The 12,160-nt window shown below is 59.9% G+C and carries 10 protein-coding genes; 4 read left to right on the top strand and 6 right to left on the bottom strand.

Annotated features, from left to right (window positions below):
* Positions 1-263 (top strand): transposase (locus BM353_RS09715; protein WP_177220522.1); only part of this gene is annotated, 263 nt, incomplete at its 5' end.
* Between the two features lie 307 nt (positions 264-570).
* Here BM353_RS09715 and BM353_RS09720 read toward each other — a convergent pair.
* From BM353_RS09720 to BM353_RS09740, 4 genes are read right to left on the bottom strand one after another with little or no spacing between them, the layout of a single operon-like run.
* Positions 571-1,635, bottom strand: a complete 1,065-nt coding sequence (locus BM353_RS09720) for a hypothetical protein (protein ID WP_143104140.1) — start codon at positions 1,633-1,635, stop codon at positions 571-573.
* Positions 1,632-2,276 (bottom strand): hypothetical protein, encoded by a 645-nt coding sequence (locus tag BM353_RS09725; protein ID WP_143104141.1) that lies wholly within the window; start codon positions 2,274-2,276, stop codon positions 1,632-1,634. The genes BM353_RS09720 and BM353_RS09725 overlap by 4 nt, the downstream gene beginning before the upstream one ends.
* Positions 2,252-2,938 carry a hypothetical protein gene (locus BM353_RS09735; RefSeq protein ID WP_092080062.1) on the bottom strand — a complete coding sequence of 229 codons (687 nt, stop codon included), beginning with the start codon at positions 2,936-2,938 and terminating at the stop codon, positions 2,252-2,254. Before BM353_RS09735 ends, BM353_RS09725 begins: the two co-directional genes overlap by 25 nt.
* Positions 2,935-3,351: a hypothetical protein gene (locus BM353_RS09740; RefSeq protein WP_143104142.1), complete on the bottom strand. Its 417-nt coding sequence runs from the start codon at positions 3,349-3,351 to the stop codon at positions 2,935-2,937. Before BM353_RS09740 ends, BM353_RS09735 begins: the two co-directional genes overlap by 4 nt.
* A gap of 1,324 nt (positions 3,352-4,675) precedes the next feature.
* Between BM353_RS09740 and BM353_RS09745 the strand changes: the two genes are divergently transcribed.
* The 3 genes from BM353_RS09745 to BM353_RS09755 are packed head-to-tail and all read left to right on the top strand — an operon-like array spanning position 4,676 to position 8,642.
* Entirely contained in the window at positions 4,676-5,416 is a 741-nt protein-coding gene (locus BM353_RS09745; RefSeq protein WP_092080068.1) for a hypothetical protein, read from the top strand.
* Positions 5,413-7,656: a Mu transposase C-terminal domain-containing protein gene (locus tag BM353_RS09750; protein WP_092080071.1), complete on the top strand. Its 2,244-nt coding sequence runs from the start codon at positions 5,413-5,415 to the stop codon at positions 7,654-7,656. Before BM353_RS09745 ends, BM353_RS09750 begins: the two co-directional genes overlap by 4 nt.
* Positions 7,653-8,642 (top strand): ATP-binding protein, encoded by a 990-nt coding sequence (locus BM353_RS09755; protein ID WP_092080074.1) that lies wholly within the window; start codon positions 7,653-7,655, stop codon positions 8,640-8,642. The genes BM353_RS09750 and BM353_RS09755 overlap by 4 nt, the downstream gene beginning before the upstream one ends.
* 21 nt (positions 8,643-8,663) lie before the next feature.
* Here the strand turns inward: BM353_RS09755 and BM353_RS16625 are convergent, their stop codons facing one another.
* Both BM353_RS16625 and BM353_RS09760 read right to left on the bottom strand, forming a co-directional pair.
* Positions 8,664-8,948, bottom strand: coding sequence for a hypothetical protein (locus tag BM353_RS16625; RefSeq protein WP_143104143.1), 285 nt, complete (start codon positions 8,946-8,948; stop codon positions 8,664-8,666).
* A gap of 117 nt (positions 8,949-9,065) precedes the next feature.
* On the bottom strand, positions 9,066-11,858 hold the full coding sequence (locus BM353_RS09760; RefSeq protein WP_177220523.1) for an ATP-binding protein: 2,793 nt from the start codon (positions 11,856-11,858) through the stop codon (positions 9,066-9,068).
* Positions 11,859-12,160: the final 302 nt, after the last annotated feature.

A 12,160-nucleotide genomic window follows, 5' to 3' on the forward strand; every position in this document is an offset into this window, starting at 1 on the left:
CCTACATGACCTTTCCCCAGCAGCACCGGACGAAGCTGCACAGCACGAATCCAATCGAGCGTCTGAACGGCGAGATCAAGCGGCGCACCGACGTGGTCGGGATCTTTCCCAACGAGGCATCCATACGCCGCCTCGTCGGCGCCAGCCTGATGGAACAGACCGAGGAATGGACGGTGCAGCGCGGTCGGTACATGACGCTGGAAACGCTGGCTCCGGTCTGCGATGATGTCGTGGTCAGCCTGCCTGCAGCGCAGCGCGACTGACAAGCTCGGCCCGCCGGTGAGCACGAGGCCCGTCACGAGCTACACCACGCCGTGGGACATCATCCTCTGCAGTGCAGCTTGCGCTTTCCTGCCGTTCGAATGCCGCGCAGCATTGTCGTTGCGGCAACGACTGGGTCTGGTCGTTTCGACACCGAGCAATTGCGGCACGTTCCACTACGCAGTACCTTGGGCCACCGTCCGTCGGATCTCGAAACTATGTCCCACTCGAAACTATCGTCCCAATAGACTCGAAGTCCAAAACCAATTCGCAATCAGATCTGCCTGCCCGTCAGGTGGTTGAGCTAATCTAGCGAATCTTGGCGTAAATCTCGTCGAACCCGTCGCTGAGGACGTAATTAGCCTCGAGCTGAGCAAAGAGTGCTTCTGATCGCTCTGTTGGCCCGAGATCGCGTACAAGTTCCAGCATGATGCCATAACGCAGGCTGCGCCGGGCGATTGGGTTCAACTCAAGCGCAGCGCGAATCTCGGCATCCGCCTCTTCGAACCGTTCGGTCCGAGCTAGGGCAGCGGCCTTGAATAGGTGTGCATCTATCGTGGTTCCGGAGGGGCCGTGGCGTTCGATATAGAGATCGGCCAAAACGATTGCTTGATTCAGATTGCCGCGGGCATAAGAGATGTAGAGGTTGGCATAGTCCACGACCTCGGAAGTGTAGATGCCCGAGGGGGGAAGTTGCACGGAGTAATCAGTGCGGTCTCGCCTGATAATCGCGGTGCCGTCATCCGCCACCGAGCGAACGCGTGTGATCTGGGCGTCCGGGAAGCGCACGCAGCCGGTCTGCGCATTGCAATAGTCTACTTCAGCGGGGTCGCCGAAATTTGCAACCAGCTCGTTTGGCACCGTCTCCGAAAGAAACGAGACGGTCTGTTGCGGTGGCCCAAGCTGGAAGGGCAGGCCGGCAACCTCCGTCCGCCAAAGCTCCTGCCGGTTGTCCCGGTAGTCCTCGAACTGTTCAGTCAATGTAAGAAACGACTGAAGCGCGATGCCGTCAATGAGCGGCATTGCGACGCCCCAAATGGTGCCCTGCAGCCCATTGATCCGAGCCAGGCGGGCCGCGGCGTCGTGGCTGCGTTCGGACATTTCGGCGGGGACGTAGAAAGTGATGCCCCGGCCATACATCCCTTGGCCGGAAATGGGGTCCGCCATTGCGAGCTGCGATTGCACGGTGAGCTTAAGCGCGAAGGCAACAGCATGCCCTAACCTTGGCGCGGCGTCTTCGCCGGACGTGAAGAATGCAGGGAAGACCAGCCCGACCTGATCGGGCGTCTCCTCCTGCGCAGGAGCGGTGATAGGCAGAACCAGGCACAGCGCCGTGAGCATGGCGCGGACGCGCGGGCGGCGATGGAGGCTCATTGGGCCGGTTCCAACAGAGTGTTTAATTCGCGCTTGATCGCCGACACCAAGGCGGGTTCCGCGGGCTCCGCCTGAGGAAGCAAGTCGATTGCCTTCGAGATCAGAGGGGTCACGATGGCTTTACGGTCCATGCCTTGGTTGAGGGCATCTTTTATCAGGGCATAATGCAAGAGCAACTGGAAGTACATCTCGGCAGCGGAGTTCGTCTCAACCGCCAGCAGTTTCACGCGAGCCGCCTCTAAACCGAGTCTCGGGCGCCGCGGGCCAAGGTAGAGACCGGAGGCGAAACTGGCCGCGGGGCCGACCCCACGTCCTGAGGCGACGAAAAGCGTACCGCTGCTGTTGTCCACGAAAAAAGCTTCGCGGTCCCTTCCCCGTGTCAGGATGCTTGGGTCGATTTCTACGTCGTAGTGGCCAAGAAATTCTTGCAAACCTGCATCGAAGGTCAGGCCGCCCTTGTAAGTTCCGAGCAGCAGATCAATATAATCCGCAACCGCATCAGCGCGATCCAGTTCGTCCGTGCCGACTTCATGCAAGTGCTTGCCGACCCAAATCTTTTTTTCGAAGGGCTGGGCATGGACACCTATGCCAGCGAGGCAAATTATGAGCGCGGGGACTAATCCTTTCTGAAGTCGAAACATGGACATGCCTTTGGAATTGGAATGCTTATTGTGCTGCCGTTTGGTCGATGAATCGCTTCGAGTTCTATTGTGACGGTGCAGTTCGGCAGTGCGGCAGAGCTGACGGCGAATTCTCCACGATCGCTGTCGGCGCTGCCAGCTAGTGACACGGTGATCACACCGTCGGCCTCTGGCGCAAGTGATAAGTGTTTCTGGCCGTCGGAGTGAACGATTTGGGCGCTGTAAGTCTTACCCGCGGCGCCGTCGCCGACGGGCGTGACCGTTGCGGTCAGCAAGATGCCACGGGTGGTGCCGGTATTGCCAATAAACACATCGGCTGCAAAGGCTGAGCAACTGAGCGGGGTTGCGTCAAACTTAGCCTTTTTCCCGGTCAGGGCGATATTGAAACTTGACCACAATACGACGACGATGGAGCCGTAAAGGGCGATGTCGCCGAGACTGATCTGGGAGATGAGCCAGCCGCCGGAGAATTGCCAGCGATCGCAATTGGGGCAGAGGCGTGCTTTATTAGGCATCGACGTGCCGCAAAAGGTGCAGACGGGGATGGGCGTTTCGTTCTTCGGAGTATCATCTGCGCCTTCACCCTCTTTCTTAGAGTCCACGGCACCGGTTGCCGGCAATTTCCCCGGGGCCGCGACCGGATGGTCAGGGTTGCCGGTCATTTGAAAGCCGCAACGGATTCGGGTGGCGGGGTGCGACCTTTGTTGTCGAGCAAGGTCACGAGCTCCCAGGTGATGCAGCCAGTGGGATCCTCATCACGTTCGCGCTGCAGGCGCATGATTTCTGACCTTAGCAGCGTGTGGAAAACCCCGTCGTCCACGGTGGCCGCGTCATTGTAGCGCCCGATTGCATGCATCTCTCGTTTCATCAGGCGCCGCAAGTTGATCCGCGCGCTGAGAGGGAGCGGATAATCCTCGGCCGTGTGTGGGGCAGGCCCATAAGGGCGGACCGTTTCGCAGGCCTGTGCCGCCAGATCACTTCCGAAAATGGCCAAGAGACTAGCCAGCGGCAAGAAAGCGCGATGCTCCCGGTGACGGGACGGCGCAGCAAATCGGCGAAGGAGATCCTGAAACATCAGCATTGAATTCTATAAGGGGTAGATAAATATATCGTTGCATCACCAAGGGCGCGCGACAAGCTTTTTCAAAGGAGAGGTGAAGGCGCGTGAAGGGGCCTGTCGTCGAGACAACGCGGAGAGGATTAGGAGGCGGTCGCCGATCTGCAGGCAGACCTCTGACGCAATATCAGAAAGTTGGTTTTATCAGCCACATGCCTTGCTTTGGCGACTGTAGCGCGCGGTTGAAGCGTCGAGCGCCGCTCGAACGTGCGTAAATGAATTGGCATCCAAGCTCTCGATCGGCGGTGCAGCTTAGCACCTGGTCCGAAATCCCGCGACCACCTCTTTTTGAGCGTGACCGATTTTCATGAACCAGTTCTGCCTGACTGAATTTGGATAGTCTACAAGCAACAGGTCGTGCCAATGTGTCCCGTTTATCCGACCTTAGAGTGGCCCGCAGCGAAGGTCGTTTCCTGCCCTTCCCGTATGTCACCAGGGGTTCCGCCGCGTTATCCTGGCGGAGTGTCCGCTTCCATGATCTGGGAAGGTTGAGTTCGCAGGTGCAGAGAATGTCCGGAAACCGCCCTGTACGCCGCGATCTGCGTCGTCAACATCCAGCAATCCATCGTAATTCGTGCCTGGCGAACGGCTGCATCTTACGGTCTCCGCGGCCCGTCAGGTCACTTCGCACGAAACGTATAGGGCGTCGGGTTTACCCCCAAGCGAGTTTGTTGCCGCCATGGGTACAAACTGCCCGATCTTCAAACCTCCGGATTTTCCTCGCTCATAGGTTCGTCCGTCCTGTGCGACTTGTTGCGGCAGCGTCGACGGCGGCATGGCTTGCAACCAAAGCGAGATCTGGCCGCTACCGAAATTGCGCCATGGCTGATCGCCCGCAGGGAGCGTGGCAACTTTTTTCTCGCGATGTCCTGATCATCACCTTGCGAGAACATGTCCGCCATCGTCGCGCCGGCCCCGGGAACGTGACGCCGATGGCTCCCGAAGTGGTCATCCGAAGAAAATTCAGAGTAAATTTTTTCGCATTTTCAGTGTGTTGACTCCATCTTGGCGAGAGCCTTCAAGGCCGAGCGCATTTTTCTGTTTTGGATTTTCAGCGGATTCGCGGACCTTTCCCTTGTGCAGGTCGGCGGTCCATGAGGGCCACGTCCTGCGCAAAAGAAAACGCGCACCCTCGGGTGCGCGCCTGGAAGTTGGGGCAAAGATCGCCCGTGTATCACTTGCCACGCTAGAGGCCGAAAACGGCCCGGGCAAGCGCGGTCTGAGCTCCAGGATGAAAAGATGACTACCCCGGAAACGCCTCGTTTCCGGGAACGGAGAAGGCATGTCGAACTACGAAGATTGGTTGCAGGACCAACCGGCACCCAAAAAGAAACAGGCAGCCCTGATGGTGGCGCCGATCCACGGGGTTCTGCCATATGCAGGTGACCGCAATCCCCTGACGCGCAGCGACACGGTCAAGCGGGTGTCGACAGCTCTCGCAACGCCGATGACGGGCGGCATCCGACAGGTTTACCATATTGATGGCGAGTCCGAATACGCCGTCACTCTGGATGCCCTTCGCAGCCCTGAGGTCTATGGACTGGAGGTGCAGCTTCCTCCACTCAGCTTCTACTGTCGGCAGAAGCGCAAGGTGCGGACCCATCGGTTCGACTTGCGGTTGACGTTCAGGGATGGGTACCGACGCGCGGTTTTCGTCCGCAACGCGACGAGCTTGGCGAAGCGCGAAACCCAGGACGAGATCGGCGACATCTTCGCCGCGGTCACCGAGGACTTTGCTGACGACTGCATGGTCGTCTGCACCGATGACTACACGCGCGCCTATCGCGACAACCTGCGCCGTATCTGGGACTATCTGCAGGTGTCGGACGATGACGCGGATACGCTCGTCGAGGATGCCGCACGCAATACCAGCTATTGGTATCTGAGCGACCTGATCGCGAATTGCGACATGGAGCCGTGGCGCTGCTACCAGGCGGCGATGCGGCTCATCGGCCAGAATGTGCTCTGGACGGACATGCATGGGGTCATTGATTACCCCTCCCGGGTCGCGCTGAACGCATGACCTCGCAGCCGCTCTACAACATCCCCAAAGGATCCGTCCTGAAGCTGGATGGTCGCGAACTGATGGTGTCGGTTCGCGAGGAGAGCGGCTATGCGGTGCGGTGTCTCGACAGCGGTGAGTGCTTCAGCCTGACGGTTGAACTGGTCGACGATGCAATCCGGGAGCGGGATTGCGAGGTGATCAAGCCAGCGGATGCAGAGAAGAGGTATGCCCTTCTGGAGTACACCGGCGGCATTGAACGCGTGGAGCAGTTTCCGGAAGAGACCCAGCGTGTCGTGCAGGGCCGTCTCGCCCTCGTATTGGCCCAGGACGCGCTACGTGAAGAGGGCGAAAAACTCACCCAGCGCTCCATGGATAAGGCCGGGAAGCATCGCCGTCTTGTACTGGAGCGAGATGACAGGATCGCACCAGGTTTCAATTTCCTCAGAACTCGACGGGGCGGCAAGCTGGCCGCCGGTTTTGATGTTCCTCAGGGGCGTACTTTTGCCAGCTATTATGATGTCTATCATCGCTTTGATCGCAACCCGGTGGTTCTGGCCGACCGCGATCATAAGAAAGGACGCCGGGAACCCAGGCTCTGGGATTGGCAGGAGCGATTCATCAGTTTCGTGCTGGATTGTTGGCTAGTTCCACAGAAGCCGAAGCTGGCCGAACTCTACGCTCAGGCGAAGGAGGAGTTTCACCGCTCTCCCCAGGAGATCGCGCAATGTATCAGCTTTCCGACGATCACGACGATCCGAAACAGGATCAGGGCCATCTCGGAAGTCGTGCGCGTTATCGGTCGGGGTGGAAAGCGGCACGCGACGAACGTAAAGGGGCCCGGTTCAACGGACGTGCGCGCCCTGGCGTTCGGTGAGAAGTTCGAAACCGATCAGTGCCTGCTTTCGATCTTCACCTCCGGCGACGGCGTCGTCAGAGCGAAGGTGATCGATCCCAAGCAGGCACCACAAGAGCTCGCGGACAACGAGGTCCGACGCTGCTGGCTTCACCTGATCATCGACGTCGCCACCCGCGAGGTGCTTGGTTGGGTTATCTCCGAGACAGCAGACGCCGACCATACCAAAGCGCTGCTTCGGATGGCGACGCGGGACAAGACTAAGGAAAAGGTCCGCTACGGATGCAAGCAGGAGCCAGTGCCTCCCGTGCGGCTCGGCCTCAGCCTAGCCGACAATGGTACCGCCACTCGAAATGCCCATGTCTATGCCAGCCAACTTGGTATGGGCATGAGCGTCATGACTGCGCGTGCCTACCAGCCCCTCGATAAGCAAGTGGTCGAACGGGTGTTCGGGACACTGCAGTGGCAGGTGCTCAATACCCTGCCGGGGTACACGGGCAGTCGTCCTGGAGAGTTGACCGGGTACGACCCGAAGAATTCTGCCAAGCTCAGCCATGATCAGCTTTACGGCATCATCACGCGGTACTTCATCGACGAGTATCCCTTCCGACCGCATCGCGGCACCGGGATGAACGGGGCGACCCCACGCCAGAAGCGAGAAGAGGCGCAGAAGCTATATGGCTCTATCGAGGCGCCCTCCCAGCGTGACAGGTGTCTCCATCTTGGTGCAAAAGTCATTGCGACCACGACTTCAGATGGCGTTCGGGCTTTCAATATCCCCTTCAATTCGAGCCAGCTCGTGCGCTTCGATGATGGCAAGTCCAAGCGGGTTACGGTTCATCTCGACCCCGATGACCTCCGCAAGGTCTATGTCACCGCCGAGGGAGTGGAGGAGGTCATGGAGGCAGAGCTGAGCATGACTGTCTTCAAAGACCAATCGCTCGAGGAGGCCATTGAGATCATGGAGGCAGCGTCGAGATCCAACCCGACGCTGCGTGAGCTGCATGACCGGCAGTTGAGAGAAGCTCGCGCGCGTCGCGCACGCGACTCCCGTTTCTTCCCGGATTCACGCGATCCGTCGAGCTACCAGACACTCGCGCAGCTCGAGGCTCGCGCGAGCGAACTGCTCCAGGTAGAAACGCGACCTGCCGCCTATGTCGGTGCGACTGCCGCCCCCGGGCACCTCATGAACAGGGGCCGCACGTCGGGTGTGGTGCCGGCACGCCCGGCCGGTACGGCTCCGTCTAAACCGCCATCCGCTTCGACGCCTCCCAGGGCAAGTACATCGTCGCCGCGGTCCGCTGCACAGGAGGATGGGCCCCCAGAGACGGGGGCAACTTCGGCGCCAGACCCTGACGACATAAAGACCATGACCTTCGGCCCCATCAAGGATAGCAAACTGTGATCAACCCCTTCATCATTCCCTCGTTGGCAAACCTGAATGCGGACCTGGCGCAGCGGCATTTCCCGCTCGCCAGGGGCGAGGAACTTCAGCAGACCTTCGCGCAGCTCTTCAGTCGCCACTTGGGGCGTCTGCGGTCCGGGAAGGGCTTCGAGGCACGTAGCCTCCTTGTGACGGGGCTGTCTGGTTCTGGCAAGACCGCCGAGATCTCGGACATGCTGAACCGCTTCAACGAGACCGCCGTTCTCTTGCCGGACGGCAAGGATGCGCGGTTTGCAAGCTGCGTGCTTGAGGCGAAAGGGTCCTGGAAGGATCTTGGCCGCAAGACGCTTCACGCCTTGGGCTATCCCATTACGAACAAGACGCGCCGGACCCAGTTTGAGATCTGGGATCTGGTCATCAAGCAGGCCAAGCTCCAGGGCGTCATCGGGATCTACTACGACGAGGCCCAGCATATCATACGCGGAAAGTCGGATGCCGAGGTTCTGAGCGTCCTGGATGCGTTCAAGACGCTCATGAAGTCACACGACTGGCCGCTAATGCTAATCCTCTCGGGCGTGCCGGAACTGGGTGACTACGTGCAGCGCGAGCCACAGCTCGATCGACTGATGACCAGGATCGAGTTCCTGGAAATCGATCTGAGCAGTGCGCCCGGGCATCCGGCACAGGACTACGAAACGCTCAACGAGATCGTTGGCAGCTACGCGATCAGCGCGGGGCTCGATGTAGATGCGAGCCTGCCGACGGGAGATTTCCTGCACCGCCTCGCGACTGCCGGCGCATTCAGGTGGGGCCTGGTCATCGACATCGTTGTCGATGCCGTGGCGCTTGCCGTTGCCAGGAGGGAAGGGGTGGTAGAGCGGTCGGATTTCGTGTCGACCTGGTGCGAGAAAACCGGAATGAACCAGCTAGCGACGCCGTTCACGCATGACAGCTACGAGAGGATGTTCCGGCGGGACAAGCCGTTCCGGGCTGCCATCGGCACCTGACCCTTCAGGATAATTCAGTCTTCAAGAAACCTGCGCTTCGGCGCGGGTTCTTTTATGCCTGGATGCTGGCGCCCGGATGCCCGCACCAGCTAAGCCGCTGATGCTGTGCAGGTTTTTGGTTTCTGCGCAGGCATATGCTTTCATTCTGGAGATCGCGTCCGGCAAGTTGTTGAAAATGTTTATGGATTCCTGGCGCCGAATCGGAAGTGATTGATTTTGCGCATTCATCTGCTTTCCCTGACTGAAGTTGAAACGACCATCGAAACTTGACCAAGGGACCCGTTCGGATGACCATTTGACAACCAAGTCGTGTCCATCAGGGCGGAGTTGTCTCCACAAATCCACGAGCCGTCTGCACGATCGGCAAGATGTAGTAGGCAGTTCGATATATAGTCGACACAACAGTTATAGACAGTTATGATACTACGGTTTCGCCGTCATCCTCATCGCCGGGGTGACGCGGTAGCCGGCTTTTTCCAGCAAGCTGGCAAGGACCCTGCGAACATCGTCTTCGTCCTCGACAAGCAGGATGTTGAAATCCCCGTGCGGCACGTCCGGCTCTGTCGGTTGCCGGCTCGCAACCTCGCCGGCGTCCCGACATGTCGCCGGGAAATACAATTTGAACGTGGTGCCGTGTCCGGGCTCGGAATAGACCTGCGCCGTGCCGCCCGATTGCTCGATAAACCCTTGAATCATTGCCAGACCTAGCCCGGACCCCGCGCCGGGCGCCTTTGTGGTGAAGAAGGGCTCGAAGATATGCGACAGCTTTTCGGCGGCGATCCCGTGGCCCGTATCCGATACCGCAAGGATCGTGTACCGGCCGGGGGAAAGCTCCACGTCGCGCGCGTCGATATAGGGCTCATCGATCCGAATATTCGCCGTCTCGATGGTCAGTTTGCCCCCCTCGGGCATCGCGTCCCGCGCGTTCAGGATCAAGTTCAGCAGGGCGGATTCGGTGGAGGCGGGATCCGCTTCGATCGTCCAGAGCCCGGCCGAAAGCGAGGTCTCGATCTCGATCGTTTCCGGCAGCGTCCGCCCCGCCCATTTGCGCGTCTCGCTGACCAGCGTGTTCAGGTTAATGGGCTGCGGCTCCAGCCGCGCCTCCTTTGCGAAGGCAAGCATGCTCCGCGTCAGATCCGCGCCGCGCTTGGTGGCATTGATCCCCGCATCGACCATGTCGATCTGCTCGGGATCGGCGAGGTCGTCGCGCAGAAGCTCAAGGTTTCCCATGATGACCGCGAGCAGGTTGTTGAAGTCATGGGCAATGCCGCCGGTGAGTTGGCCGAGGCTTTGCTGTTTTTGCACGCGGTTGTTCACCTCTTTCTGATGTTCAAGCTCGCGTTCCTTTTCGACCTGCTCGGTCACGTTCACGGCCAGACAGAAGAATTGGGTCGACCCATCTTCTTGCCGTTTGGGAAGCCCGCGCTCCTCGACCCAGATGCGCTGTCCCTGCGGTGTTACGAAGGGCAGGATCGCGTGCCAGGGATGCAAGTCGCGCGTCGCCGCCGAGATGCTCCTTATGACCTCGTCGCGCTCCGCGCCTTCGGGCATCTGGTTCCACAACGCCATGATATCCGCTTCGGCGACCTCTGCATCGATACCCCAGATCCGGAAGCACCCTTCCTTGTTCAAAAACCGCACGGTATCGTCCGGGCCGGGCGCATCTTGTCCCGCCGGAATGGTGTACGTGATGGCCGCCCCGTCGATATTCCGCAGAACTTCTCGCAACTGCCCTTCCGCCGCCTGTCGCTTGCGCTCCTCGCGTTTGCGAAAGGATATATCGCGGATGACCAGCAGGAATTCATCGGCGTCCACAACGGGACAGATGCGCGCCTCGAAAACCTTTTCGGCGCCTCCGACCTCCATTTGGTAATCCCAGGTGGAGATGGTCTGGCTGTCCTGCGCCACTTGCAGGCGGTGCTCGAATTCCTCGCCCGTTGTCTCGGGAATGACACTGGATATGCGTTTTCCGAGGAAACACTCGGGAGGCTTCAGCAGATCGCCTTTGTTCCCGGATTTGAAGTCGATGACCCGCCCCTCGCGATCGAGGTGGAAAAACAGGTCCGGCAGCGCCGACAGGAGCGCCGACATCTGTCGCGAGGTGCGTCTTTCGGCGTCTTCGGCGATCTGGCCCCGGTGCCATATTTCGCGGACACCTTCGGTGAAACGGACCATGTCCGAGGCATCCCCGTCGGGCCTCTCCGGGTGGTTCTGGTCAGCGCGGGGGTCGGTTCCGATGGATTCGAGCTCGGCCTGCGCCACGCTCAGGGGCTGCAGGATCAGCCGGCGGAATTGCAGCGAGGCAAAGACCCATGATCCGAGCAGGCCGAGTACCAGAAGCGCGAAGCGGTTGAGGTTGCGGGTGTTGGCCGCGCTGAGCGCCGCGTCGATTGGAATGCCAATCGTCATGCTGACCATGTCGACCCCGCCCGCCGAGAACAGCGCCCGTTTGTCGTAGACACGCCGCGCGCCATCGGGATCGCGCCGCGCGCGCGCGCCCTCGGGCAGGTCTCCGGGACGGTCGAGGCCGCCTTCGCGTTTCTCCGTGCCGATCAGGCCAGGCCGGGGCGGGAAGTGCGCCAATAAAATGTAGTCTGAATCAACAATATACGCGATGCTGCCCTCGGGCAAATCTGCCGCGGCGAGTGCGTCGCTCCACCAGTCGAGCGAGACAACCGCGACAGCGGCGCCAACGGGTGCAGCGCCCTGCGTTTCGTCATAGACGGGGTAGGCGAAATTGACGGTGACTTTCTGCACCGCGCGATCGAGCTGAAAGGTCCCCACGCTGAACTCTTGCGCCTCCAGCGCGCGGCGGATGTAGGGGCGATCCGCCACGTTCACCGCGCGCGAAAGCGGCAGAGCATTGCACAATAGCGTGCCGTCACTGCGCGGCACGCCGAAATTGACGTATCTTGGCTCCAATGGAAGCAATGCGGCCAGATAGGCGCTGCAGTCGGGAGAAGAGGGCGCGCGCGCCGCGGGCGACAGCGCGATCTGCATCAGGAGCGTGCGGGTGTGTGTGAGCAGGTCTTGTTGCGCCTCGACAAGGTTCTCCGCCAAGCTCTGCGCGATTTCGATCTGCCCGTTCAGGGTTTCGCGCCGTTCCTCCACCGCCATCCAGAGCATGGCGAGCGAAAGTGGAACGACGATCAGAAGGGCAATAATGGCGAAGCGGGTACGCAGCTTTTCAATGACCGCCGACAGGCTATCAGACAACCTCTGTTGAGTGGTCCCTGTGACTGCCAACTTAAACATCCTATCCGAACAGCTATGAGATTTTTCGATCCCATTTTCACTTCGGCACTCGCAACAGCCACCAACAGAGGCCGTGTTCTACGGCGGTGTCTTGACACTGTAGCTCAACTCTAGCGCGAACAGTAAGGTTTTTGTCTAGGGGTTTCCCGCAGGCCCAAGGGCGATCCTTTGGATAGGTCACTCGGTCGCAGATCAATTGCGGGGGGCAAAAACCGGGCAATTCAAGGTCGGGCTCCGAACCAGTAACACCAGAGGCTCGGGAG

It is taken from the genome of Poseidonocella sedimentorum (assembly GCF_900116005.1).
In the GTDB taxonomy this organism is placed as follows: domain Bacteria; phylum Pseudomonadota; class Alphaproteobacteria; order Rhodobacterales; family Rhodobacteraceae; genus Poseidonocella; species Poseidonocella sedimentorum.